Annotated in this window: 19 protein-coding genes and 3 tRNA genes; 12 read left to right on the top strand and 10 right to left on the bottom strand. The window is 69.8% G+C overall.

Annotated features, from left to right (window positions below):
• Position 1: 1 nt before the first annotated feature.
• Positions 2-1123: a glycosyltransferase gene (locus RF650_RS11170; RefSeq protein WP_368814934.1), complete on the bottom strand. Its 1122-nt coding sequence runs from the start codon at positions 1121-1123 to the stop codon at positions 2-4.
• A gap of 199 nt (positions 1124-1322) precedes the next feature.
• On the opposite strand from RF650_RS11170, the gene RF650_RS11165 reads away from it, so the two are divergent.
• Both RF650_RS11165 and RF650_RS11160 read left to right on the top strand, forming a co-directional pair.
• Positions 1323-1411 (top strand) — tRNA-Ser (locus tag RF650_RS11165).
• A 179-nt stretch (positions 1412-1590) separates the two neighbouring features.
• The gene (locus tag RF650_RS11160) at positions 1591-3549 is read left to right on the top strand and encodes a S8 family serine peptidase (protein ID WP_368814933.1); all 1959 of its coding nucleotides are present in this window, start codon (positions 1591-1593) and stop codon (positions 3547-3549) included.
• A gap of 141 nt (positions 3550-3690) precedes the next feature.
• Here the strand turns inward: RF650_RS11160 and RF650_RS11155 are convergent, their stop codons facing one another.
• On the bottom strand, positions 3691-5181 hold the full coding sequence (locus tag RF650_RS11155) for an MDR family MFS transporter (protein ID WP_368814932.1): 1491 nt from the start codon (positions 5179-5181) through the stop codon (positions 3691-3693).
• Between the two features lie 246 nt (positions 5182-5427).
• Between RF650_RS11155 and RF650_RS11150 the strand changes: the two genes are divergently transcribed.
• Positions 5428-7431, top strand: a complete 2004-nt coding sequence (locus RF650_RS11150) for an FAD/NAD(P)-binding protein (RefSeq protein WP_110919346.1) — start codon at positions 5428-5430, stop codon at positions 7429-7431.
• Between the two features lie 159 nt (positions 7432-7590).
• Here RF650_RS11150 and RF650_RS11145 read toward each other — a convergent pair whose 3' ends face one another.
• Positions 7591-8526 (bottom strand): sugar-binding transcriptional regulator, encoded by a 936-nt coding sequence (locus tag RF650_RS11145; protein WP_368814931.1) that lies wholly within the window; start codon positions 8524-8526, stop codon positions 7591-7593.
• Between the two features lie 33 nt (positions 8527-8559).
• Entirely contained in the window at positions 8560-9834 is a 1275-nt protein-coding gene (locus RF650_RS11140) for a NupC/NupG family nucleoside CNT transporter (protein ID WP_242670477.1), read from the bottom strand.
• Between the two features lie 122 nt (positions 9835-9956).
• Between RF650_RS11140 and RF650_RS11135 the strand changes: the two genes are divergently transcribed.
• From RF650_RS11135 to RF650_RS11125, 3 genes are all read left to right on the top strand, one after another.
• Positions 9957-11252: a thymidine phosphorylase gene (locus tag RF650_RS11135; protein WP_131333989.1), complete on the top strand. Its 1296-nt coding sequence runs from the start codon at positions 9957-9959 to the stop codon at positions 11250-11252.
• Positions 11253-11352: 100 nt separating this feature from the next.
• On the top strand, positions 11353-12009 hold the full coding sequence (gene deoC / locus RF650_RS11130) for a deoxyribose-phosphate aldolase (protein WP_131333386.1): 657 nt from the start codon (positions 11353-11355) through the stop codon (positions 12007-12009).
• Positions 12009-13709, top strand: coding sequence for a phospho-sugar mutase (locus RF650_RS11125; protein ID WP_131333385.1), 1701 nt, complete (start codon positions 12009-12011; stop codon positions 13707-13709). Before deoC ends, RF650_RS11125 begins: the two co-directional genes overlap by 1 nt.
• A 639-nt stretch (positions 13710-14348) precedes the next feature.
• On the opposite strand, the gene RF650_RS11120 is transcribed toward RF650_RS11125, so the two are convergent.
• Positions 14349-14436 (bottom strand) — tRNA-Ser (locus RF650_RS11120).
• A gap of 182 nt (positions 14437-14618) precedes the next feature.
• Here RF650_RS11120 and RF650_RS11115 point away from each other — a divergent pair.
• The 4 genes from RF650_RS11115 (at position 14619) to RF650_RS11100 (ending at position 18859) form a co-directional block, all read left to right on the top strand.
• Positions 14619-15602, top strand: coding sequence for an NAD(P)H-quinone oxidoreductase (locus RF650_RS11115; protein WP_368814930.1), 984 nt, complete (start codon positions 14619-14621; stop codon positions 15600-15602).
• 117 nt (positions 15603-15719) lie between these two features.
• Positions 15720-18005: a carbon starvation CstA family protein gene (locus tag RF650_RS11110; RefSeq protein ID WP_368814929.1), complete on the top strand. Its 2286-nt coding sequence runs from the start codon at positions 15720-15722 to the stop codon at positions 18003-18005.
• A complete protein-coding gene (locus tag RF650_RS11105; protein WP_064846287.1) occupies positions 18005-18223 on the top strand; it encodes a YbdD/YjiX family protein in 219 nt (72 codons plus the stop codon). The genes RF650_RS11110 and RF650_RS11105 overlap by 1 nt, the downstream gene beginning before the upstream one ends.
• Before the next feature lie 51 nt (positions 18224-18274).
• Entirely contained in the window at positions 18275-18859 is a 585-nt protein-coding gene (locus RF650_RS11100) for a hypothetical protein (RefSeq protein WP_131333382.1), read from the top strand.
• Between the two features lie 519 nt (positions 18860-19378).
• On the opposite strand, the gene RF650_RS11095 is transcribed toward RF650_RS11100, so the two are convergent.
• The 4 genes from RF650_RS11095 to tmk all read right to left on the bottom strand — a co-directional run bounded on the left by RF650_RS11095 (position 19379) and on the right by tmk (position 22944).
• Positions 19379-19454: transfer RNA gene (locus RF650_RS11095), tRNA-Thr, on the bottom strand.
• Between the two features lie 126 nt (positions 19455-19580).
• Positions 19581-21149, bottom strand: a complete 1569-nt coding sequence (locus RF650_RS11090) for an alpha/beta hydrolase (protein WP_131333381.1) — start codon at positions 21147-21149, stop codon at positions 19581-19583.
• A 14-nt stretch (positions 21150-21163) separates the two neighbouring features.
• The gene (locus RF650_RS11085; protein WP_131333380.1) at positions 21164-22291 is read right to left on the bottom strand and encodes a DNA polymerase III subunit delta'; all 1128 of its coding nucleotides are present in this window, start codon (positions 22289-22291) and stop codon (positions 21164-21166) included.
• Positions 22288-22944, bottom strand: a complete 657-nt coding sequence (gene tmk / locus RF650_RS11080) for a dTMP kinase (protein WP_242670476.1) — start codon at positions 22942-22944, stop codon at positions 22288-22290. The genes RF650_RS11085 and tmk overlap by 4 nt, the downstream gene beginning before the upstream one ends.
• A 93-nt stretch (positions 22945-23037) precedes the next feature.
• Here tmk and RF650_RS11075 point away from each other — a divergent pair, with 93 nt between their 5' ends.
• Together RF650_RS11075 and RF650_RS11070 are read left to right on the top strand one after the other, a co-directional pair.
• Positions 23038-24168 carry a PLP-dependent aspartate aminotransferase family protein gene (locus RF650_RS11075; protein ID WP_368814928.1) on the top strand — a complete coding sequence of 377 codons (1131 nt, stop codon included), beginning with the start codon at positions 23038-23040 and terminating at the stop codon, positions 24166-24168.
• A gap of 9 nt (positions 24169-24177) precedes the next feature.
• The gene (locus RF650_RS11070; protein ID WP_131333377.1) at positions 24178-24525 is read left to right on the top strand and encodes a DUF2516 family protein; all 348 of its coding nucleotides are present in this window, start codon (positions 24178-24180) and stop codon (positions 24523-24525) included.
• An 81-nt stretch (positions 24526-24606) separates the two neighbouring features.
• On the opposite strand, the gene RF650_RS11065 is transcribed toward RF650_RS11070, so the two are convergent.
• Entirely contained in the window at positions 24607-25422 is an 816-nt protein-coding gene (locus tag RF650_RS11065) for a class I SAM-dependent methyltransferase (protein ID WP_131333376.1), read from the bottom strand.
• Positions 25423-25459 lie beyond the last annotated feature (37 nt).

Genomic DNA, 25459 nt, shown 5'->3' with positions numbered 1-25459 from the left:
TTTATCGACTCGCGTGTCGACCGGACGCATCCCGCGTCACGGCACGGTAGAGGCGGGAGAACTGCGCACCGATCTCCGCGCGGGAGAACCGGGAGCGCACGGTGGCGGCGATGGCGGCCGGATCGGCCTCACGGAAGCGGTCCCGCGCGGTCTCGATCGCGTCCGCGAGCACGGGGACGTCCCAGCTGCGGGTGAGCACCGAGTTCTCGGGGGTGCAGTAGTCGTCGAACCCGCCGCTCAGGGGGACCGCGGCGGGCCGACCGGCCGCGATGGCCTCGGCGACGGCGGTGAAGAAGTTCTCCTGGGCGCTCGGCAGGAAGAAGATGTGCGCGTCGGAGAGCCGCTGGGCGATCTCCGCCGGGGGGACCGCCCCGGTCAGCACGACCCGGTCCTCGATGCCCAGCTCACGGGCGGTCTCCGGGAGGGACTCCATGAGGGGGCCCTTGCCCACCAGGGTGTAGTGCACGTCCACTCCGCGGCGCACCAGTTCCGCGACGGTCTCCAACGCCAGGACGGGGCGTTTGCGATCGATGAGTGCCCCCACGCCCACCAGTCGCAGGGGCGGGCTCGCCGGGAACTCGGCGGCCGGGTGAGGGTTCTCCACGACGCACGGCACCACGTGGGTCGCCCCGGGGCGGGAGAAGCGCGCCATCTCGGTGCACAGCTCGGCGGTCACGCCCGTGACCGCGTGAGGCAGTCGCAAGGCATGCCGCAGCCATGCCAACCGCTGCCACAGCGGATTCACACTCGCGGGATTGACCACTCCGTTCCAGTGCTCGGTGTGTACCCAGGGCAGCCGTCGCACGGCCCAGGCCGGTGCGCTCAGCAGGACCGCGGAGAACGCCATCGTGTGCAGCACGTCCGCGCCGCGCAGCCCGGCGGAGAGAACGCGGGTCACGTGCGCGTAGGAGCGCGGATCCGTCACGTCGAGCCACACGCGGGTGACAGGGATGCGCTGGTAGACCTCTTGCTCCGTGGTGCGCGTGCGTCGACCGATGTTCACGTGCACCACCGCGACGTCCTGGCCCGCTTCCTGCAGCGCCCAGCAGTGCTCCACGATGAAGGGGGTGCGGCTGGGGGTTTCCGCGTCGGGGAACCACGCGGTGACGACGAGTGATCGCACGGGACGAAGACCTTTCGGGCGGAAGCGAACGGAGCACAACGCCCCGCACTATGACTACCACGCCGGGGTGTGCTGCCGCTGCATCCCGGTGGGAACGACGCGCCCGCCGCTTTGACCGCTTGCGCGCCGTGCCGATAAGCTGACGTCCGTTGTTTTGGGATGAGCTCGTTCTCATGGAACAGAGCATCACGAACGACACGGAGACGTGCCAGAGCGGCCGAATGGACTTCACTGCTAATGAAGGGTCCGGGTTAAACCGGACCGGGGGTTCAAATCCCCCCGTCTCCGCGGAATGTCGAGGGCCCCGCATGTCATGTGGGGCCCTCGTTCGTATCGGGGGTACCCCCGCGATATTTACATTGGTAAAGTTCGTGGCATTCGCAGTCCGGTGCTCCCGTCCACGGGCGTCAGCCACCTCGATCCGGTGCTGATCCCGCCTCCGCGAGCTGATTCCCGAGGGGGAAATCATGCCACGACGCTCCGCACGAACACTTCTCACGTTGTCCGTCTCCGCGCTGTTGCTGGCCACGGCCGCACCCGCGGCGGCCGCACCCCCGGAGGGACCCACCCCGGAACAACAGGCCCAGACGAAACCCCCGACCGTGGGCGGCGTCGAATCCCTCGGAAGAGGAACGGGCGCCCAGGGCAAGGTCCTGGCGGAAACCGACCGGATCGTCGTGAAGTTCAAGGACCACGTCCCCGAGGCGCAGAAGGAAGAGGTCCTGACCGAGGTGGGGACGTCCACCGAGATCGAGGATCCGGAGATCGTCAAGACCACGGGCAACGCCGAGCAGGTGGTGGAATCCGACACGATGCTCGACAAGGCGGAGCAGCAAGCGGTGGTCGAGACCCTCGAGAAGGACCCCGCCGTGGAATCGGCGGAACCGGACCTGATCGTGGTCAACGGGCTCGCGGCGCACGCGGCGTCCGCCCCGAACGACCGCTACTGGAACTACCAGTGGGGTCCCCGCAACATCGGTGTGCCCTCCGCATGGTCGCACGGCACGGGTAACGGCGTGGTGATCGGGATCGCGGACACGGGCCAGATCAACCACCCGGACCTCACTCAGCGCACGGTGCGCGGGTACGACTTCCTCTCGGACCTGTACCACTCGCGGGACGGCAACGGCCGGGACGGCAACCCGCAGGACGAGGGCGACTGGAGCCCCGGGCGGCCCAACTGGTGGCACGGTTCGCACGTGGCCGGGATCGCCGCGGCCCACACCAACAACCGCACGGGTATCGCCGCGGTGGCCCCGGACGCCCGGATCCAGCACGCCCGCGTCCTGGGAGCGGACGGCCGCGGGTACATCTCGGACATCGCGGACGGTGTGATGTGGTCCGCGGGCATCGCCATCCCCGGGGTCCCGCGCAACACGATCCCCGCCAAGGTCGTGAACCTCTCCGAGGCGTGGGACGCTCCCACGTGCGCACCCGTCATGCAGAACGCGGTCAACCGCATGCACAAGATCGGGGTCCCGCTCGTGGTCGCGGCCGGGAACGCGGGCAAGAGCGCCAATCTCGCCGCCCCCGCCAACTGTGGCGGCGCGATCGTGGTCGCCGCGACGTCGTCCCAGAACCGGATCACCGGCTACTCCAACTGGGGGCCCATGGTGGACGTCGCAGCCCCGGGCGGGGACACCAACGCGCCGATCTGGTCCACGGTCAACACGGGGGCGTTCAGCTTGGGCGCGCCCTCGTACGGGGACCTGAGCGGGACGTCCATGGCGGCGCCGCACGTGTCCGGGGTGATCGCCCTGATGAAGGAGCGCAACCCGAACATCGGCGTGGAGGCCATCCGCAAGACCCTGCGGGACACCGGCGTGAACGTGAACGGTTACCGCAAGGTGGACGCGGTGCGCGCCGCCCGCGCGGTGGCGCCCACCGCGCGCGGGGCGATCGCCACGTACTACAAGTCCCACGGTGGGGCGGGCGTCTACGGCAATCCGACCACCGGGGAGCGGGACACGGGCGTGGGCGGCGTCGTGCAGCACTTCGTGAAGAACGGGCGCACCACCAAGCTCTACTGGTCCTCCCGCACCGGGGTGCGCGAGGTCCGCACGTGGACGGGCATCGGCTCGCGCCACGAGGGCCTGGGCGGTGCCCGCGCGGTGGGCATCCCGTTCACCAACGAGCAGCGCACCGCCACGGGAGGCTACTACCAGAGCTTCGTGGACCCGCGTTCGGGCAAGACCACCAAGATCCTGTGGAGCGCTCGCACGGGTGCGCAACCGATCGTCGAGAGCTCGGGCATCGGCCGGGTCTGGGTCCGCAAGGGGTACGAGACCAAGGCGGGGTACCCGATCTCCCCGGAGGTCCGCACGTCCACCGGCGCCTACCAGCGGTTCCAGAACATCAGGACGGGCGAGCGCACGCAGTACACCTGGACCCCGCGCGGGGGTGTCAAGGTCACCCGCATCAAGTGACCGTCCCGCGGTGATCCACCCGCTGCATTTCTGGCCCGAAAGGGCACGCGACCGATTGGCAGCGTGCCTTTTCGGGCCTCGGATGTTCTCGGGCGGTTCGTGGGCGGGGTACGACAGCGCTGCGGCATCCGCGCGGGGACATTACCGAGCGGCGTCGTCCCCCACGCGGGTCAGTTCCGTGGGGGTGGAGCGGCGCATGAAGCACGTGAGCACGAGGGCGATCGCCGCGATCACCGTGGCGGTGACGAATGCCGCGTGGACGCCGGGGATGGAATCGGTCACGGTGGTGCCGTCGGCCTGCCGATGAATCACGGTGCCGGCCTGCAGGACGCCCACGAGCAACGCCGTGCCCGCGCCGCCGGCCACCTGTTGCAACGTGGACAGCGTCGCGGAACCGTGCGAGTACAACTGCGGCGGCAGCGGGTTCAGCCCGGAGGTGAACGCGGGCGTGAAGATCAGCGCGAGCCCCACGGACATGGAGATCTGCAGGGTCACGATCCACCACACGGGGGTGTCGGACTGCAACCGGGAGAAGCCGAACATCACGAGGGTCAGCAGTGCGGCGCCGGGAACAGCCAGGGGGCGGGGGCCGAACGCGTCGAACAACCGACCCACGAGCGGTCCCAGCAGACCCATGATGAGCCCACCGGGCAGCAGGATCAGGCCGGTCTGCAGGGTGTCCAGCCCGCGGCCCGTCTGCAGGTAGAGGGGCAACACGATCACACCGCCGAACAACGCCATCATGCCGAGCGCGAGCACCGCCACGGAGACCGTGAAGTCCCGGTGCCGGAACGTGCGCAGGTCCAGGAATGGTTGGTCCTTGCGCTGCAACCGGATCTGCCGCCACACGAACAGGGCCACGAGGACCACGCCCAGCGCGAGCACGGTGGCACCGCCGGCGGTCGTGGAAAGCCAGCCGGACTCGGTGCCGGCGTGGGAACCGGCGGCCCCCACCACGGACAGGCCCTGGACCAGGGAACCGAAGCCCAGCACGGACAGCACCACGGACAGCAGGTCCAGTGTGAGGCTCCCGCGTTCACTCACGTCCCGTAACCGCAGCAGGCCGATCACCAGGGCCAGCAGGACGATGGGCAGTACGAACCAGAACACCGTGCGCCACGGGAAGTGCGCCAGGATCAACCCGGATAGCGTGGGACCCAGGGCGGGGGCCACCGAGATCACGATGGACACGTTGCCCATCACCACCCCGCGGCGCTGCTGGGGGACGAGCATGAGGATGGTGGTCATCAGCAGCGGGAGCATGATCGCCGAGCCGAAGGCCTGAATCACGCGCGCGGCGATCAGCGCCCCGAAACTCGGGGACAGCGCGGCCAGCAGGGTCCCGGCCGCGAAACTGCCCATGGCCAGGGCGAAGACCGCGCGGGTACTGAAGCGTTGTAGCAGGAACCCGGTGGTGGGGATCACCACGGCCATCGTGAGCATGAAGGACGTGGTCACCCACTGCACTGTGGCGGCGTCCACGTGCAGGTCTCCCATGATGTGGGGCAGCGCCACGTTCAGGACGGTCTCGTTGAGGATCACCACGAACGCGGCCACGAGCAGCACCGCAATGGTCCCGGTGGTGCCCTGGGGGGCGAGCGTGCGTGGTTCGGCCGGAGCGGCAGAGGACATGGAGAGGTTCCCAGCGTTGGAGCGGACGGGGTCGGGCGGGCCTTCCGGGGCCGGGCCCCTGTAAGGGTAACGGTCACAGACGAGCGCGTGCACATGCGCATCGGGAGCGCTCCGCCAGGCCCGCGGCATGCCCGCGGGTGGTGTACTGGTCGGTCCGTCGAGCACTCGAGCGCGACACCGGCCGGACGTCCACGTCGGATTCATGCCCGGCCCGAACGGGGGTCACCCTTCGTTATCCTGAAGGACGTGGTGATTCAGCAACGCGTGGTGGTGGTGGGAGCGGGCCCCAGAGGCCTGTCCGTGGTGGAACGGCTCGCGGCGCACTCCGCGGCCCACGGGATCCGCGTCCACGTGGACCTGGTGGATCCTTTCCCTCCCGGACCGGGGCACGTGTGGCGCACCGACCAGTCGGAGCTGTTCCTCATGAACACCCCTTCTCTTTTCCCCACCGTGATCGCCGCCGACGGCGCATTGGCAGTCCCCGCGCTGGAGCCCCTGCGGGGGGTGAGCTTCGAACGGTGGCGCCGCGGCGTCGTCGCCGGGGAGATCACCCCGGTGAGCCCGCTCACGGACGAGCAACGCGACCAACTCGCGCGGCTGACCCCGCAGGGGTACCCGCCGCGCGCCACCTACGGGCGCTACCTCGCGTGGGTCTTCGCGACCCTGCGGGAGAACCTGCCGCGCACCGTGGAGCTCACGGTGCACCGCGCCGAGGCCGTGGACGCGTGGGTCAGGACGGACGGGCGTCATCGCTACTCCGTGGAACTCGCGGGCGGTGTGGTGCTGCCCGCGGACGCTGTCGTGCTCGCGCTGGGCCACCTGGACGCGCACCTGCGTCCGTCCCAGAAGGAACTCGTGGACGGCGCCGCCGAACACGGACTGACGTACTGGCCGCCCACCGTGCCCGCGGACGCCGCGTGGCCCGATCTACCGCACGGCGAGACGGTGCTCGTGCGGGGCATGGGCCTGAACTTCTGCGACGCGCTCGCCCAGCTCACCGAGGGGCGGGGAGGCCGCTTCACGACCGATCTGGACAACCCTGAACGGTTGGTGTACCACCCCTCCGGACGGGAACCGAAGATCGTGGCGGGCTCGCGTCGCGGAACGCCGTATCGGGCGAAGCCGCGGCTCCGGGGGTACTACGCGGCGTCGTTGCAGACCCGCTTCTTCACCGTGGACGCGGTGCGCCACGTTGCGGCCTCGAGCCCCGGCGAGCTGTCCTTCGACCGGCAACTCGGACCCCTGATCCGCAAGGACGCCGTGTGGAACTACTACGTGGTGCTCGCGCGCACGGCACCGGACGCGTTCCTGGGGGACCCCCGGGCGTTCCTGGACCGGCTGGATGAAATCCTCACGGATCGCACGGACGTGAACTGGGCGCGCAAGAGCGACGCGCTGATCTCGGACTCGGTGGTCCCCGGGCGGCAACTGCAGCAGGCCCGGCTCGCTCGGCCCTTCGAAGACGTGAGCTTCGCGAGCCACGACGAGTACGCGGCCGCCGTGGTGCACTACCTGGACCGGGACGTCCACGGGTCCCTGCAGGGTGAGGACGATCCCGTCAAGATGGCGATCGCGTCCCTCAATGCCGCGCGCAGCGTGCTCAAGTGCGTCCTTGCGGAGATCGGCATCTCGGACTCGTCCTGGGTCCACGAGCTGCAGCGCGAGTTCGAACCCTTCGTGGAGGGGCTGGCCTCCGGACCGCCCGTGCTGCGGATCCAGCAGCTCGCCGCGCTGACCCGCGCAGGGATCGTGCGGTTCCTGGGCCCCGAACCGCGCTTCGTCGTGGACCGCTCCGAGGGTTACTTCGTGGCCGCGTCCCCGTGGGTCGAGGCGGCACCCGTGCGCTCACGGTGGATGATCGAGGCCATGTCCCCGAGTAACGACGTCCACCGCAACATCTCCCCGCTGCTCACGCACATGCACGAGCGCGGCCTGGTGCGCGCGAAACTCATGGAGACGCGCGACGGCGCGAGCCCCGAGACGAGCACGGGTCTGGACGTCTCGCGCGAGCGTCCGCGGGGTGCCCACGACGACGACGCCGCGGCCGGCTCGTTCGTCTACCGCGCCGTGGGGGACAAAGACGCGGTGGAACCCGGCATCCACGTGATCGGTCTGCAACTGTCCTCGGTGCAGTGGGGTGTGTCGATCGCGGCCGAGGCCGGTGCACCGGCCCACCTGGGTGCCCGGACCATCGCGGACGCGGACGCCATCGCCCGGGAGATCCTGGGGGAGCCGCGCGCGCGGCAGTGATCCGGCCCGGGCGGCGTCATACGGGGAGTGATCGCGCGCGGAGCAACTGCGCGCCATGGGGCCGGGACGGGTGGGCTCGGGCCGACACCGCCGGGATCAGGTCGACCCGGCCGGGATCGCGCCGAACCATGCGGGTCCCACCACAACCGCGCCGCCGGCTCAGCCCAGGACGGTGCGGGCGGTGCGTTCGTCGGTGACGAGGTGGGACACGTATCCGGCCCGCAGTGCCGCGCGCAGGACCGGGGTCTTCGCCGCGCCGCCGGCCACGCAGATCCGGATCTCCTTGTGCCGCAGGGAGTCCAGGGGGATGGCCACGGTGCGGGCGTCGAGCTCGGGCACGGCGGGGTTGCCGGCGTCGTCAATGAAGTGCGAACACAGGTCACCCACCGCGCGCTGCGCGACCCCTTCCCGCTCCTCGGTGGTCAGGTAGTCGCGTGCGAGCAGGGGTGCGTCCGGTCCGGCGGAGCCCACGGTGAACACCGCCACCCGGGCGCTGCGGCCCAGGTCCAGGACGTACTCGATGTGCCGGTCCTGCGCCACGAGGCGTTTGACCTCGGGGCTGTCGAAGAGCGCCGGGAGGGGCAGCGTGTGGGGGTAGGCGTTGAACGCGGTGCAGAACATCCGCACGGTCTCGAAGTGCCCCGCCGCCGGTGAGGCCAGGCTGCTGCCGCCTTTGAGCTGGACCATGTGCACGCCGCTACGCGGTTGGGGGGTCAGCGCCTGGGCCACGGCGCGCATGGTGCGACCCCACGTGATGCCCACGAGATCGCCGTCGGCCACATTCTCCTCGAGCATCCGCGCCCCGGCGACACCCAGGTTGTGCAGCAACTCGTGCTCGGTCTCCGCATCGGCCACCACGGTGGCCTGGGCGAGCCCGAACGCGGAGCACAGCTCGCGCCCCACGTCCGTGGACACCGTGCGGGGGTCCCGGATCTCGATGCTCACGAAACCGCGCTCGCGCGCGTGCTGCAGCAGTTTGGACACCGTGGGGCGGGACATGGCCAGTGTCCGGGCCACCTCCGCCTGGGACAGGCCGCGTTCGTGGTAGAGCCGGGCCGCCTCCAGGGACTGGACGTCCCGCGCGGTCAGGTCCACGACGGCGCTCCGGTCACCGGCCGTGCAGCCACGTCACAGCCCCATGATCACGCCGACGAGCGCGGCGTTGAGCATGTTCGTGAGGAACCCACCGAGCAGGGCGAACAAGCCCAGCTGGGCCACGTCCGCGCGCCGGTCCGGGGCCAGCCCGCCGATGGAACCGATCTGGATCGCGATCGAGGACAGGTTGGCGAAGCCCGCGAGCGCGAACGTGGTGATCAGCACGGACTGGGGATCCAGGTTGGGGATCTCCGGGCCGAACGCGGTGTAGCCCACGAACTCGTTGAGGATGGTCTTCTGGCCGATGAAGTTGCCCACCTGTGCGGCGTCCTGCCACGGCACGCCCAGGGCCCACGCGAGCGGCGCGAAGATGATCCCGAACAGCCCCTCGAGGGACCAGCCCTCGAAACCGAAGAGTGAGCCGATCCAGCCGAGCACGGCGGAGACCAAGGCGATCAGCGCGATGAACGCGATCAGCAGGCAGCCCACGATCACGGCGATCCGGCCGCCGCTGATGGCGCCGTTGCCGATCGCGTCGATCAGGTTCTTGGACTCGGTGTCCCGGACCTTCAGCGTGTTCACGGAGGCCACGGAGGTCTCGGTCTCGGGCATGAGGGCCTTGGCCACGAGCAGGGAACCGGGGGCGTTCATCACAGACGCGGCGAGCAAGTAGGGCAGCGGTGCGCCCAGCAGGGAGTACCCCACGAGGGTCGATCCGGCCACGGCGGCGAACCCACCGGTCATACACGCGAACAGTTCGGAGCGGGTGAGCTTGCTCAGGTACGGCTTGATCATGAGCGGTGCCTCGCTCTGGCCCAGGAAGATCACGGTGGACGCGAACACGGACTCGATCTTGGACGTGCCCATGATCTTGTTCAGCGTCGTGCCCAACACGTGCACGAAGACCTGGATGACCCGCAGGTAGTACAACGCACCGATCACGGCACCCAGGAAGATGATCACGGGCAGCACACTGAGCGCGAACACGAACCCGTTGTTGTCACTGAGCAGCCCGCCGAAGACGAACTGCGTGCCCTCGTTCGTGAACCCGATCAGTCCCTGGACCAGGCCGGAGAACCATTTCAGGGCCTCGTAGCCCGGACCCCACTTGAGGATCAGCAGCGCCACGCCCACCTGCAACAGCAGTCCCACCGCCAGGGTGCGCCACTTGATCGCGGTGCGGTGGCGGGATAGGAGAATGATGATGCCCAGGATGAGGACGATCCCCACCAGGCCCTGGAAACGGTCCACGGTGACCCCAGCTTTCGACTTCCGGCGCCGCGACGGGATCCGCCGCGGTGCGAACATTTGTCAAAACTATAATTGACATATTTTCCGATACGCCGCCTAGGATTGCAGGACAGGTCGTGTCCTGGGACGCCCGGCGCCGACACGACACCGTGCCGCAGCTACACGAGGGAGTGATCACGGTGGTTGAAGCGTTCGACGCCGTCGACGTCATCCGCATGAAACGGGACCGCGAGACGCTGTCCCCCGAGGCCATCGACTGGGTGATCGACGCCTACACGCGCGGCGCGGTCGCGGACGAGCAGATGTCCGCACTGGCCATGGCGATCTTCCTCAACGGGATGGACCGAGCGGAGATCTCGCACTGGACCCAGGCCATGATCGATTCGGGCGAGCGCATGAACTTCGGGGAGCTGTCCCGCCCCACGGCGGACAAGCACTCCACGGGTGGCGTGGGGGACAAGATCACGCTGCCGCTCGCCCCGCTCGTCGCGAGCTTCGGGGTGGCCGTCCCGCAGCTGTCCGGGCGGGGGCTCGGGCACACCGGTGGGACCCTGGACAAGATGGAGGCCATCCCCGGGTGGCGTGCGGATCTGAGCAACGCCGAGATGATGGACATCCTGGACACCGTGGGTGCGGTGATCTGCGCCGCCGGAACCGGCCTGGCCCCCGCGGACAAGAAGCTCTACGCGCTGCGTGACACCACCTCCACCGTGGAGTGCATCCCGCTGATCGCCTCCTCGATCATGTCCAAGAAGATCGCCGAGGGCACCGGGGCCCTGGTCCTGGACGTCAAGACCGGCCCGGGTGCGTTCATGAAGGCGGAGGAGGACGCCCGCGAACTCGCGCGCACCATGGTCGAGCTCGGCAAGGACCACGGTGTGGACACCGTGGCCCTGCTCACCGACATGTCCCGCCCGCTGGGGCGCACCGTGGGCAACGCCCTGGAGGTGCGCGAATCGGTCGAGGTGCTGGCCGGGGGTGGCCCGAGCGACGTCGTGCGCCTGACCGTGGCGTTGGCCCGCGAGATGCTCGCGGCGGCCGGCGTGCACGACGCGGACGTCGAGGAGGCCCTGCGCGACGGCCGCGCGATGGACACGTGGAAGCGCATGGTCGCCGCCCAGGGCGGGGACCCGGACGCCCAGCTGCCGCAGGCGGAGCACACGCAGGACGTGCTGGCCGAGACCTCGGGCGTGCTCATCGAGATGGACGCGATGTCCGTGGGCGTGGCGTCCTGGCGACTGGGTGCTGGCCGCGCCCGGCAGGGCGACCCCGTCCAGGCCGGCGCCGGCGTGGAGATCCACGCGGTGCCCGGCGAGCGTGTGAGTAAGGGCCAGAAGCTGTTCACCCTGCACACCGACACCCCCGACCGCTTCGAGCGCGCGCTCGAGTCCCTCCACGGCGGCGCCACGATCGACCCCGATGCCGCCGAGGGCACAGGGGCGCGCGACGACGTCGTGCTGGATCGCATCGCCTGACCCACCGTCCGACCGCAACGACGACGCTCGGGGACCGGGCGTCGTCGCCCCACCGTGGTGCATTGTCACCGCGCCGCACCACCCCCGCGAGGAGAACCGCATGATCACCCGTGAAGAACTGGCCGCCATGGTCGACCACACCCTGCTCAAGCCCGAGTCCACCGCCGATCAGGTCGCCGAGCTCGCCCGGGAGGCGGGTGAACTCGGGACGTACTCCATCTGTGTCTCCCCGTCCCGGCTGGACGTGGACCTGCCCGAGGGGGTCAAGCTCGCGACCGTGTGCGGCTTCCCGTCCGGCGCGCACCCCGCCCAGATCAAGGCCGCGGAGGCAGCCGTGTCCGTGGCGAACGGCGCGGACGAGGTGGACATGGTCATCAACCTGGGCCTCGCCGTCGCGGGGGACTGGGACGGCGTGCGCGACGACATCGAGGCCGTGCGCGCGGCGTGCCCCGCGCCCTCGGTGCTCAAGGTGATCATCGAGTCCGCGGCCCTGACCGACGATCAGATCGTGGCCGCGTGCCGCGAGGCCGAGGCCGCCGGCGCGGACTTCGTCAAGACGTCCACGGGCTTCCACCCCGCGGGCGGGGCGTCGGTCGAGGCGGTGCGCCTCATGGCCGAGACCGTGGGTGGGCGCCTGGGCGTGAAGGCCTCCGGCGGGATCCGCACGACCGAGGCCGCGCTGGCCATGATCGACGCCGGCGCCACGCGCCTCGGGCTGTCCGGGACCCGTGCGGTGCTCGAGGGGCTCGATTCCTGATGAGCGACCAGCTGCTCGAGCGGGTGCGGCAGTGGGTCGAGCACGACCCCGATCCCGCGACCCGCGACGAACTCACCGAGCTGTCGAACGCCGCCGCCTCCGGTGACGAGCCCGCGCTCGCCGAGCTCGACTCGCGCTTCTCCGGACCGCTCGTGTTCGGCACCGCCGGGCTGCGCGCGGCCGTGGGCGCGGGGGAATCGCGGATGAACCGCGCGGTAGTGATCCGCGCGAGCGCCGGGCTCGCCTCCTTCCTCACGGAGCGCGTGGGGCCCGCGCCCCTGGTCGTGGTCGGGTGCGATGCGCGCCACGGTTCCGAGGACTTCGCCGCCGACGCCGCTGCGGTCTTCTCCGCCGCCGGATGCCGGGCCGTGCGGTTGCCGTCCCGGCTGCCCACCCCGCTCGTGGCCTACGCCGTGCGACAACTGGGCGCGGACGCCGGCGTCATGGTCACCGCGTCCCACAACCCGCCCGCGGACAACGGGTACAAGGTCTACCTGGGCGGTCGCGCGGTGGGCTCCGACGACGAGCGCGGCGTGCAGATCGTGCCCCCGGACGACGCCCTGATCGCTGAGCACATGGCCGCCGCCCCTCCCGCGGATCGCGTTCCCCGGGACTCCTCGCGTGTTTCAGCCGCCCACGCCGATCTGGTCGCCGGCTACATCGAACGCGCCGGGTGCCTGCGCGACCCCGAGGCCCGTTCCGAGATCTCCATCGCGCTGACCCCCATGCACGGCGTGGGCCTGGACACCGCGCTCGCCGTACTGCGTGGCGCCGGTTTCGAGCGGGTCTCCGTGGTGGCCGAACAGGCCGAGCCGGATCCCGACTTCCCGACCGTGGCCTTTCCCAATCCGGAGGAACCCGGGGCCATGGACCTGCTCGTGGCACTCGCAGCGGACCAGGACGCGGACGTCGCGATCGCCCTGGACCCGGACGCGGACCGCTGCGCCGTCGCGATCCCCACGGGCGCAGGCACGGGCGATCCCGCACGTGACTGGCGGCGACTGAGCGGCGACGAGCTCGGCGCGTTGCTGGGGGAGAACGCCGCAGCGGATCCCGATCGCGCGGGGGACACCCTCGCGTGCTCGATCGTCTCCGGGCGGTTGCTCGGGCGGATCGCCGAGCACCACGGGCTCTCGTTCCGTCAGACCCTCACGGGGTTCAAGTGGATCGCCCGCACCCCCGGGCTGCGTTTCGGGTACGAGGAAGCCATCGGCTATTGCACCGATCCCAGCGCCGTGCGTGACAAGGACGGGATCTCCACGGCCGTGCGGGTGGCCTCCTACGTGGCCGCTCTCAAGGACCGGGGCGCCACGGTGCAGCAGGAACTGGACCGGCTCGCCACGCTCCACGGGCTCTACGCGACCGCGCCGTTGACGTTCCGGGTGGCGGATCTCTCGCTCATCACCCGCGGGCTGGACCGGCTGCGGGAGAACCCGCCGCGGGAGATCGCGGGCTCGTCTGTGGTCGAGTACACGGATCTGTCCAAGGGCGGGCCCGAGATGCTGCCCACCGAGGGGATCCTCATCCGCACCGAGGCCGATGACCGCGTGATCGTGCGGCCCTCCGGGACCGAACCCAAGCTCAAGTGCTACCTCGAGGTCGTCCTCCCGGTTCCCGAGAACGGTGCCGTTCCCCGCGAGGAGGCCTCGGCGCGGCTCGAGCGGATCAGTGAACAGCTGCGGGAGGTCGTGGGGCTCTGAGCTCCGCGCCCGGACTGCACTTCGGGAACCGCTGGGTGGTTCCCCGGTGACGAGGGTCGCGTGGGCCACGAGATTCTCGTCGAAGGTGCCGGTGGCGGGATCGTAGCGGTCGCACGTGATGAGCCGCAGTTGCGGGTCCGCGAAGACGCCTGGCCCACCGCCCGCGGCGTTCACGTGGCCCAGCACCACGCCCGGTCCCGTCTGTCCCGGTGTCGGCGGGGCCTCCGGGCATCACCATGTGCGAGGACACGAACTCGCCGCACGCGATGGGCACGTCCGTGGCCAGGGGCAGCGCGGGGTTCATCGGGTTCACGGCACCCGCGGCCGCGGGTGTGAGCGCCAGAGCCCCCAGGGTGAGAGTAGGAAGGGCGAGGAGAGCGGACCTCTTCATGAGGATGGCCTTTTGGCTGGATGGGTGCGGGCCGAACTGTGAGGCAACTCACAGCCTGCTGTCCATTTCGGAGGCGGCCAGGACCCATGCAAACGACAAACTTTCTCTGACGTGGGGCGACCTTGGCGGACCGCCGCGCGCCCCATGAACCCGAGGGCTGGTGGGGCGACCGATCCGTGCCAGTAGGGCCGGACATACGAAGGCCCCGGATACCTGACGGAACAGGAATCCGGGGCCTTCGAACTGGGCGGAAGGTAAGGGATTTGAACCCTTGGTACGGGGTTACCGCACACTGGTTTTCAAGACCAGCTCCTTAGGCCGCTCGGACAACCTTCCAGTGTCGCGCGCTCCCGCGGCGGCGCGGGCGAACGAATCGCCATTATTCCATGCGCCGCGCCCGGGGGGCCAATGCCCTCGGCGCGGTGCAGGGAGGGAGGGGTGCGGTGGTGCGCCCCTGGCGCGGGTGATGCCGCTGCGGGAGGATGGGGTACAACGCCGTCGTCAGAGAAGGAAGTGCCATGCGAGCAGTACGCGATGTCCGATCGGGGGGCCCGGAGGTCCTCGAGGCCGCGGAGACCGCCGAGCCGCAGCTGACCCCAGAGGGGGTCCTGATCGCCGTGACCGCCGCGGGGCTCAATCGCGCGGACGTCCTGCAGCGCAACGGCAACTACCCCGTCCCGCCGGACGCCACGGACATCTTCGGCCTGGAGGTGTCGGGCACGGTCGTGGAACTCGGGGCGGACGTCCCGGAGGTGGCGGGTCTCGCGGTGGGCGACAGCGTCGTCGCCCTGGTGGACTCGGGCGGCTACGCCGAACGCGTGGTCGCGCCGTGGCGGCAGGTCCTCCCGCTGCCCGACGGTGTGGACCCGGTCGCCGCGGCGGGGCTGCCCGAGGTGGCAGCGACCGTGTTCTCCAACGTGTTCATGGCCGCCGCGGCCCGGGAGGGGGAAACCCTGCTCGTCCACGGTGGAGCGGGCGGGATCGGGACGCACGCGATCCAGGTGGCCCGCGCCCTGGGGCTTACGGTGCTGGCGACCGTGGGCAGTGACGAGAAGATGCGCGTCGTGAGCGAGCTCGGCGCCACGCCCATCAACTACAAGGACGAGGACTTCGTGGACCGGGTCCACGAACTCACGGACGGCCACGGCGCGGACGTGATCCTGGACGTCGTCGGCGCCAAGTACCTCGACCCCAACCTCCGGGCCGTGGCGACGAACGGGCGCATCGTGATCATCGGGATGCAGGGCGGGATCAAGGGCGAACTCAACGTGGGACGGTTGCTCAACAAGCGGGCCGCGGTGATCGGTACGACCCTGCGGGCACGCCCGGCGGACGAGAAGGCGCGGATCATGGCGGCGGTGCGCGAATACGTGTGGCCGCTCGTGGCGTCCGGACAGGTGCGCCCCCTGGTCGCGCGCACGTTCCCGCTCGACCAGGTGCGTGAAGCGCACGAGTACTTCGACAGCGGATCGCACGTGGGCAAGGTGCTGCTGACCGTGTGATCGGGGTGCCCGCGACAGGGTGCCAATGCCGGGACAATGTGGTCCCGCTCGCATACACTCGTGCCAACAATCTCACGCTTCTGCCAGCGTGTTGGCACGAGATCCGGAGCCTTCCCCATGAGCACCACACATCAGCAATCGGCGGGCGCACCCCGGCCCGCGGGCGAGGGTCGCACCGACCTTCCCCCCAATCACGTGGACCCCGAGGTCCTGGAACACGAGCAGACTCGCTGGACCCCGCTGCGGATCGTGATCTGGGCGGGCATCGCCCTGCTGGGCGCGATCGCATGGGCCATGATCGCGTTCGCGCGTGGTGAGTCCATCAACGCCATCTGGTTCGTCTTCGCGGCGGTGTGCAGCTACTTCATCGCGTACCGCTTCTACTCCAAGTTCATCGAACGGAAGCTGACCCGCCCGGACGACCGTCGCGCTACGCCGGCGGAGTACAACGCCAACGGCAAGGACTTCATGCCCACCGACCGGCGGGTGCTCTACGGCCACCACTTCGCGGCCATCGCCGGCGCGGGCCCGCTCGTGGGACCGGTGTTGGCCGCCCAGATGGGCTACCTCCCCGGGACCATCTGGATCATCGTGGGCGTGATCCTGGCCGGTGCGGTCCAGGACTACCTGGTGCTCTTCTTCTCCATGCGCCGCGGTGGCCGTTCCCTGGGCCAGATGGCCCGTGAGGAGCTCGGCGTGGTGGGCGGGTACGCCGCCATCATCGCGACCTTGGCGATCATGATCATCATCGTGGCCATCCTCGCGCTCGTGGTGGTCAACGCCCTGGGCGAGTCGCCGTGGGGTGTGTTCTCCGTGGGGATGACGATCCCCATCGCGCTGTTCATGGGTGTCTACCTGCGGTACTTGCGCCCGGGCAAGGTCATGGAGGTCTCGATCATCGGGTTCGTCCTGCTCATGGCCGCGATCGTTACCGGTGGCTGGGTCGCGGGCACGGACCTCGGCGCCCAATTGTTCACCCTGGACCGCGTGACCCTCGCGTGGTGCGTGATCGTCTACGGTTTCATCGCAGCCGTGCTACCCGTGTGGTTGCTGCTGTCCCCGCGCGACTACCTCTCCACCTTCATGAAGGTGGGCACCATCGTACTGCTCGCGGCCGCCATCGTGGTGGTGCGCCCCGAGATCACAGTCCCCGCGGTCAGCGAGTTCGCGGGCCGTTCGGACGGGCCCGTGTTCTCCGGTTCTCTGTTCCCGTTCCTGTTTGTGACCATCGCGTGCGGTGCGCTCTCCGGGTTCCACGCCCTGATCGCATCCGGGACCACGCCCAAGATGATCGAGAAGGAACGCCAGACCCGGTTCATCGGGTACGGCGGCATGCTCATGGAGTCCTTCGTGGCCATCATGGCGCTCGTGGCGGCGGTGTCGATCGACCGCGGCATCTACTTCGCGATGAACTCCTCCCCGGCGGCCACCATGGGCACCGTGGAGGGCGCCGCGGCGTTCGTGAACTCGCTGGGTCTCTCCGGCGTGCACGTGACCCCGGAACTGCTGCAGGGCACCGCGGACGCCGTGGGCGAAGAGACCATCATCTCCCGCACGGGTGGCGCACCCACCCTCGCGCTCGGGCTGTCGCACATCATGCACCAGTGGCTCGGCGGGGCCTCCATGATGAGCTTCTGGTACCACTTCGCGATCATGTTCGAGGCCCTGTTCATCCTCACCGCGGTGGACGCCGGCACGCGCGTGGCCCGCTTCATGCTCACCGACACCCTGGGCAACTTCATCCCCAAGTTCCGCGATGCCGATTGGCGCGCGGGTGCGTGGCTCACCACGGCCATCATGGTCGCCGGCTGGGGATCCATCCTGATCCTGGGCGTCACGGACCCGCTGGGCGGTATCAACACGTTCTTCCCGCTGTTCGGCATCGCCAACCAGCTGCTCGCGGCCATCGCGCTCGCGGTGTGTCTGGCCATAGCGGCCAACCTGCACCGCTTCAAGTACCTGTGGATCATCCTGCTGCCGCTCGCATTCGACGTCCTGGTCACCGTCACGGGGTCCTGGCAGAAGATCTTCTCCCCGGACCCCAAGGTGGGCTACTGGGCCAACCACTTCGCGTTCAAGGACGCACTGGCCCAGGGACAGACGAGCTTCGGGACCGCCAAGAACGTGGAGGCCATGGAAGCGGTCGTGCGCAACACGTTCGTGCAGGGCACCCTGTCCATCCTCTTCGTGGTGCTCACGATCATCGTGGTGATCATGGCCGTCGTGGAGGTCGTCAAGGCGTTGCGCGGGCACGAGCGCCGCACGCACGAGGACCCCTACGTGGAGTCCCGCTTCTACGCGCCGTCGGGCCTGGGAGCCACACCGTCCGAGAAAGCCCTGGCCAAGCAATGGGACGCGCTGCCGATCGAGCAGCGCACCCCCACCGGCGGAGGACACCACTGATGTCGGGCGCGGCGCAGATCCCGGTGCTCGCCCGCGTCGGCTCGTGGTGGCGCGGCGCGTTGCGCTTCGGCAACGGGGTGCTCGGTGCGGACAAGTACGAGCACTACGTGCAGTACCACCGGGCCTCGGGGTGCGGGACGCCGCTCATGACGGAACGCGAATTCTGGCGGGACTACCAGGACTGGCAGGAGGCGCACCCCGAGGGCCGGTGCTGCTGAAGCGGTACCATGGACTGCTGCCCGCGGGTGGCGGATCGGAAAGGGGTATCGGTGGGTTTCTTCAGCGACTACAGGGCCACGCGCCGCGACGAACGTGAACTGGGCGAGGGCGTCTGGCGCCGGGCCCACGACCGCTTCAAGCGCGGCCTGGACCGCTACCACCAGATCCTGGAATCCGTGCGCGACCCCGAACTGCGCGCCGCCGCCGTGCCTGTGGCCAACGACCTCGCGGACCTGTTGCCCAGGGTGCGCGCCGTGTGCATGGAAGCGCACGTGCGCGCCCCATCGCGCTCGCAGGACATCCCGCACTCCACGGACGGTTACCTCTCGGACGTGCACCGGCAGCTCTCCCGGGCCGGCAATTCCATGGCCCAGGCCGCGGAGGCGCTCACCATGGCGCGGTTCGCCGCGGGCTCCCATGCCCATTCGTCCGCGTCGGGTATGGCGGGGGAGGGGACGTCGGGTCTCGCGGGCGAGTCAGGTTCCGGGGGCGACGCCGCTGGGCCCCCCGAACAGCTCTCGGCACCATCGCAGGGTGTGAGCGCCATCCGACGCCGCTCAACGGTCGTGACGGAGTACGTGACTGCGGCGGAGTGGCTGCTCGGTGAGCATGCGGAGCACTCGCCGCAGGATTGAGGGCCCCACCGGGTGACGGGTGTGTGACCGGATCCGTTACGTCTCTCGGGGTGGTTGACGTTCCCCTGGGTGGTTGACGTTCACGTCGGATGAGCGGTGTCTCAGAGGTATTGCACCCTCAGCGCACCCGATGCCCGCAGGCAACAAATGTGGGGGTGGACGGTGGCGTCTCAGGATCGGGAGGGGCTCCGGGGGTTCCCCTTGCCCGTCGGTCGTGGATCTCGGCCGATTGAAGGAACCCCCGGGGCACCATGGTGTCCCCTGTCCTGGATCATTGGGCAGCCAGAGCCACAACGTCCTGACACATATGTTATGGAACAGCGTTGTGTTTAGGAAGTGTTGCGCGAAATCGTTGCCAATATGTCACCGGCATAAGGACCCACAGGCCTGAAACCACAGATGCCGGCCGGCGGAGGGTGGGTGACAGGGGCCGGCCGCACTAGACAGGGAGCGGGCGCAGAAACGACGATCCCCGCCCTCCGCGCAGCAGGTCCTGCCGGGGAGAACGGGGATGGTCCATGGAGCCGCCTGCCGGAATCGAACCGGCGACCTATTCATTACGAGTGAATCGCTCTACCGACTGAGCTAAGGCGGCGTGACCGGGACCGTTGCGGACCAGATGCACCCGGAAACAATATCAGATCGGGCCGGAACACCACCAATCACGGATCACCCGGGTGCAGGGGCCGGTGGTCGCGTGGATGGCACCCGGCGGCGGGCCTCAGTCACCGCACGTGGCACCCTCGTCCGGCAGGGTGCCGTCCAGGAGGTAGTCGTCCACGGCGCGGGTCACGCAGGGGTTGCCGGAGGTGTAGGCGGTGTGCCCGTACCCCTCGTGGGTGAGCAGACGGGCATCGCCCATCTGCTGCTGCAGGGAATGGGCCCACGGATACGGGGTGGCGGGATCGTGGGTCGTGCCGATCACCAGGGTGGGAGTCTCCAGATCCGCCCGATACGTGTCCAAGGGCTTGACGGGCTTGTCCGGCCAGCCCTGGCACGCGGCCGCACCATAACCCAGGTAGGGACCGAACGTGGGGGCCTGCTGCGTCATCTCACGGGCCGCCCGGGCCATCTGTTCGTCCGTGACGTCGTTGGACACCGTGTCCAGGCAGGAGACCGCCGTGAACGCCATGGACACGTTGGACGTGTACTTCCCGGAGGGTTCACGCCCGTGGTTGGAGTCGGAGAACGCCATGAGCGCGTCCAGGTTGCCGTCCAGGGCCTGCTGCAGGGCGGAGTTCAGCTGCGGGTACGAGGCGGTCGAGTAGAGGGGGACCAAGATCCCCTCGATCGCATTGGTCGGCGTCACGGAGCGTCCGTCCGAGACCGTGGGGCGGTCCTGGGCCACCGAGCGCAACATGCGCTGGATGGTGGCCATCCCCGCGTCCACGTCCGCGCCGGCCACGGCGCAGTCGTTGTTCGTCTCCTGGCAGTCGGCCACGAAGTGGCGCAGGTTGTCCTCGAAGCCCTTGGCCTGCGCGAGCGTGGTGGCGCGATCGTCCAGGGTGGGGTCCACGGCGCCGTCCAACACCATGCGCCCGGCACGCTGGGGGAACAGGTGCGCGTACGTGGCGCCGATCTCGGTGCCGTAGGAGAACCCCAGGTAGTGGGTCGTGGGCTGGTCCAGGACGGCGCGCAGGACGTCCAGGTCCCGGGCCACGCTCTGGGTGTCCATGTGGGAGACCACGGCCGAGGAGTGCTCGTGGCACTTCTCACCGATCTCCCGGGAGCTCTGCCGCACCTCGTCCAGGGACTGCCGGCCCGGGTCGAAGGCCGGTTCGGAACGCCACTGGTCCATCTCCCGATCCGTGAGACAGCGGATCCCGTCCGAACGGTCCACACCGCGGGGGTCGAACCCCACGAGGTCGTACTTCCTGCGCACCTCCTTGGCCGTGAAGTAGTCTGCGGAGCCCATCATGTCCACGCCGGATCCGCCCGGACCGCCGGGGTTGAGGAACAGGGCACCCACGGGGGAGGAACCGGTGGCCTTCAACCGGGCGATCTCCACGGTGGTGTCACCGGCGGAGGGGTTCGCGTAGTCCACGGGGACCGTGATGCCCGCACACTCCAGACCGCTCGGGAACTGTTGCCGTTCGGAGGTCTTGGTGCACTCCCGCCACTGCGGCGTCTGGGTGTAGTAGGACGTCAGCGCGGAGTCCACGCCGGAGGTGACGTCCGGGTCCGCGCTGCCACGGGCGCCGGACTCCCTGGAGGGATCGGCGCACGCGGTCAAGGCCAGCGCGGCGGTGCACAGCAGGACGGCCAGGCGGCGGGGGAGGGAACGGTTCACGGGGTCCTCTCGGCTCAGACGATGGCCACCATCATGGCCTCGAACGCGAGTTGTGCGCTGACGTTGGTGCGGATGCGGCGCCGGGTCTCGCTGATCACGTCGATCTTGTGCAAGGTGTGCTCGGCGGTGGTGTTGATCGCGTACCCGTGGATCTGCTCACCCAGGTGCTGGTTGATCAGGGCCGTCCCGGTGTCGAGCTGAACGCTCAGCACGTCCCGGTAGAACGTGGTGAGGTCGATCAGGAAGCGGTCCAGGGTGTCGGTTTGGATGCGCCGGGAGCGTCGCTTCTGATCGGCTTCGAGCCGGTTGAGGGCACCCCGGATGGCGGGTGGCACACGGCCGGTTTCGGGGGCACCCATGGCCGCGAGCAACTGCGCGCGTTCCTCGTTGTTGCGGGCCTCGGCGTCCGCGGTGGACTCGTCCACGGCGAGGCGGTGCAAGCGGTCCGCCGCCTTGACCGCCCGGGTCACCCCGTGCATGGACAGGGGCAGGGAGACGACCTCCTGGCGGCGGGTGCGGGCGTCGTCGTACAGGGCGAGTCGCGTGGCCACGCCCACGTGGCACTGGGACAACCGCGCGCATTCGATGGCGCGTTGCTCCGGGACCCCGTGCCGGGCCACGAGCAACCGGGCGACGTCCTCGGGGGACGGGACCTTGAGGGTCACGGGGCGGCAGCGGGAACGGATGGTCACGAGCACGTCCATGGGGGAGGGGGCGCACAACAACCAGATGGTGTGCGGAGGGGGTTCCTCGATGCTCTTGAGCATCACGTTGGAGGTGCGCTCGGTCATCCGGTCGGCGTCCTCGACGATCATGATCCGCCACGAGCCCACGGAGGGCCGGTCCTGCGCCTTGATCACGAGCTCGCGGGCTTCCTCGATGCTGATCTGCGGGTTCTCCGTGACGAAATGGGTCACGTCCGCGTGGGTCCCGGCGAACGCCGTGCGACACGCGTGGCACGTGCCGCAGCCCGTGCCGTGCTCGCACAACAGCGCTGCGGCCAGGGCGCGCGCGGCCGTGGAGCGACCGGAGCCCGGGGGCCCGGTGAACAGCCATGCGTGGGTCGGGTCGTTGTCGCGGGCCGCGCGTTGTAACTGCTCCACCACGCGGGGCTGACCGACGACCTCGTCCCACACGCTCACGCGGAGACCTCTGTGCGCTCGGCGAGGATCCCGGTGACCCGGTCCACGATCGCGTCCGTGAGCTCGGCCGCGGGCGCGGACGCGTCCAGGACCAGGTAGCGGGAGGGTGCATGCGCGGCGAGCTCGCGGAAGGCCGCGTTGACGGCGTCGTGGAACGCCCGCGCCTCGGACTCCATGCGGTCCGTGGCCAGGGCGCGCTCGCGGCGTCGGGCCTCGGCGGTGGTCTGGTCCACGTCCAACAGCACGGTGAGCTCCGGGACGAGACCCTGCACGGCCCACCGGTTCAGTTCGAGCACGCGTTCGGTGCCCAGCCCGCGTCCCGCCCCCTGGTACGCCACGGAGGAGTCCACGAACCGGTCGCAGATCACGACCTCCCCGCGCTCGAGGGCGGGGCGGATCCTGCGCGCCACGTGGTCCGCGCGCGCGGACGCGAACAACAGTGCCTCGGTCACCGCGGACACCGGCGCCTGGGAGGGATCGAGCACGAGCGCGCGCACCGATTCCGCGAGGGGTGTGCCCCCGGGCTCGCGCGTGAGCGTCACGGTACGACCGTCGCGGCGCAGGGCGGTCACGAGCGCCGCAGCCTGGGTGGACTTCCCGGCGCCGTCACCGCCTTCGAACACGATGAGGGCCCCGCGCGCTGATTGCTTCACGCCCCCACTGTAGCGATCGCACCCGACAGCTACAGCGGTGCCGTGGGCGTCCACAGGACGGGCCGCACGGCGCCGCGGGATTAGGCTGGAGCAATGCGTAAAGACACCGTGATGGTCGCCGGCGGCCGCCCCGACCACGAACATGACGCGCCCGTGAACCCGCCCGTGGTGCTGACCTCCACTTACCGGGGCACCGGGGAGCTCGACCCCGCGGACCGCACCTACGCGCGGTTGACCAACCCCACGTGGGAGGCGTTCGAGGACGTCCTGGCCCAGCTCGAGGAGGCCCCGTGCCCCGCGCTGTCCTACGCGTCCGGGCTCGCCGCGATCACCGCAGTGCTCACCCTCGTGCCCGTGGGTGGCACGCTCGTGCTGCCGCGCCACAGCTACCAGAGCACCGTGGCACTCGCGCACACGTGGCAGGAGCGTGGCATCTTCACGGTGCGCACCGTGGACATCGCGGACACCGAGGCCACCTCCGCGGCACTCGACGGCGCGGACATGCTCTGGGTCGAGAGCCCCACCAACCCCATGCTTGAGATCGCGGACGTGCCCGCGCTCGTGCGCGCCGCGCGGGAGAAGGGGGTGCTCACGTGCGTGGACAACACGTTCGCCACGCCCCTGCTGCAGCGTCCCTTGGGCGTGGGAGCGGATCTGGTGGTGCATTCCGCGACCAAGTACATCGCCGGTCACTCGGACGTGTTGATGGGTGCGGTGCTGTGCGCCACCCCCGAGCTGAGGCAACGCTTGCATTCCCAGCGATCTCTCGAGGGCGGGATCCCCGGCCCCTTCGAGGCGTGGCTCGCGCTGCGCGGCGTGCGTACGCTCGCGGTGCGCGTGGAACGTTCCATGGCCAACGCCGCGGAACTGGCCCGCCGGCTCGAGGCCCACCCCGCCGTGGCCCACGTGCGTTACCCGGGCCTCGCGTCCGATCCCGGCCACGAGTGCGCCGCCGCGCAATTGCAGGGGGGGTTCGGTTCGGTGATCTCGGTGGTCCCCCACGGCGACGTCGCTGCGGCCGAACGTCTCCTGACGGACCTTCGCGTGTGGACCCCCGCCACGTCCCTGGGCGGGGTGGAGTCCTTGATCGAGCGGCGTCGTCGCCACCACGACGAACCGGAGACCGTCCCCGAGAACCTGCTGCGCCTGTCCGTGGGGATCGAGAACGTGGAGGACCTCTGGGAGGACCTCCGGGCCGGACTCGATGCGCTCGCGGATCGATAGACTGACCCCGTGACTTCCATTCCTTGGGCCATCGTTCTGGCGAACTACCTGGACTACGCCATCACCCTGGTGGTGGCCGTCCTCGCGCTGCTCGCGGTGTTCGACTGCTTGCGGCGTTCGGCGGTGCAGTTCGAACGCGCGTGGAAGCGGACCAAGACGTTCTGGCTCGCCCTGACAGGTGGCGCCGCGGTGGTGTCCGTGTTCAGTGCCGTGTTCTCCACCATGGCACTGCTGGCCGTGGGTGTCCCGGGGACCGGCTCGTTGATCCTCATGCTGATCGCGGCGACGATCGCCGGGGTGTACCTCGCGGACGTGCGCCCCGCTGTCTCGGGCGAGTCCAAGAACCCCGGGTACTAGTAGTAGGCACTTACCGTTCGAGGTCTCTCCCGGAGCGCATGTCGAGCCACCGTGGGGTCGACCTCCCACGGGCTCGGTGTGTCAGCCCTCGACGCGCCATCCCGGTTCGTCCGGCGCGACCGCGGACCACGGCACCGTGAGTTCCCCGAGCCGCCACCGGTGGGGCCCGTGCAGTACGGGCCACCCGGCGGCGCGCAGGTCCCGGCACATCGCCGTCCAGCGCTGTCGATGACCGAATGGTGACAGGGTCGCGTTGGCCAGCCACGCGGCGTCGGCGGCCGCGAGGAATGCGTGGACCCGCTCGCCCGGGACGTTGCGGTGAATCAACGCCTTGGGCAGTCGCGCGGCCACGTCCGAGGGCACGGTGAACGCACCTGGACGCATACTCACGGTGAAGGTGCGGGGGCCCTCCACGGTGCAACACAACCACGTGGCCAGGCGCCCGATCTCGTCGCACGTGCCGTCCATCAGGACCCCGTTCGGCGCGAGCCGCCCGCACGCGAGGTGCCACGCGGCGGGGACCTCTTCCACCGGGTACTGCCGCAGCACGTTGAACGCGCGTACGAAGACCGGGGAGCGTGACCCTGAGGGGATCTCGAAGCCCCCGCACCGGAAGGACAGCCCCGGGCGGGTGTGGGGTTGGGCCGCGGCCACCCGGTCCGGGTCGATCTCGATGCCCATGACCTCCACGTCCGGGCGCACCGTGCGCGCCCGCTGCCACAGCTCGACCGCGGTGATCGGGGCCGCCCCGAACCCCAGGTCCACGAGCAGGGGGTCGTATGCCCGGCGCACGAGCGGGGCCAGGACCCCGGTGAGGTACCGGTCCGCGCGCCGGAGGCGGTTCGGGTTCGTGGTCCCGCGGGTGATCGATCCCACGGGGCGGGGCTGGGTTGGCACACCCACACTGTAGTGCGCACGTCACGACACGCGTTCC

Origin of the sequence: Kocuria sp. CPCC 205297 (assembly GCF_040981035.1) — a bacterium.
Taxonomy (GTDB): Bacteria; Actinomycetota; Actinomycetes; order Actinomycetales; family Micrococcaceae; genus Kocuria; species Kocuria marina.
The sequence above is the reverse complement of the archived record's forward strand: the minus strand, read 5'-3'. Positions and strand labels throughout refer to the sequence as shown.

Excerpts from the sequence above, each read along its gene's own strand:
- RF650_RS11160 (WP_368814933.1), top strand. The coding sequence starts at position 1,591 with ATGCCACGACGCTCCGCACGAACACTTCTCACGTTGTCCGTCTCCGCG.
- RF650_RS11155 (WP_368814932.1), bottom strand. The coding sequence starts at position 5,181 with ATGTCCTCTGCCGCTCCGGCCGAACCACGCACGCTCGCCCCCCAGGGC.
- RF650_RS11140 (WP_242670477.1), bottom strand. The coding sequence starts at position 9,834 with ATGTTCGCACCGCGGCGGATCCCGTCGCGGCGCCGGAAGTCGAAAGCT.
- deoC (WP_131333386.1), top strand. The coding sequence starts at position 11,353 with ATGATCACCCGTGAAGAACTGGCCGCCATGGTCGACCACACCCTGCTC.
- RF650_RS11125 (WP_131333385.1), top strand. The coding sequence starts at position 12,009 with ATGAGCGACCAGCTGCTCGAGCGGGTGCGGCAGTGGGTCGAGCACGAC.
- RF650_RS11115 (WP_368814930.1), top strand. The coding sequence starts at position 14,619 with ATGCGAGCAGTACGCGATGTCCGATCGGGGGGCCCGGAGGTCCTCGAG.
- RF650_RS11110 (WP_368814929.1), top strand. The coding sequence starts at position 15,720 with ATGAGCACCACACATCAGCAATCGGCGGGCGCACCCCGGCCCGCGGGC.
- RF650_RS11105 (WP_064846287.1), top strand. The coding sequence starts at position 18,005 with ATGTCGGGCGCGGCGCAGATCCCGGTGCTCGCCCGCGTCGGCTCGTGG.
- RF650_RS11075 (WP_368814928.1), top strand. The coding sequence starts at position 23,038 with ATGCGTAAAGACACCGTGATGGTCGCCGGCGGCCGCCCCGACCACGAA.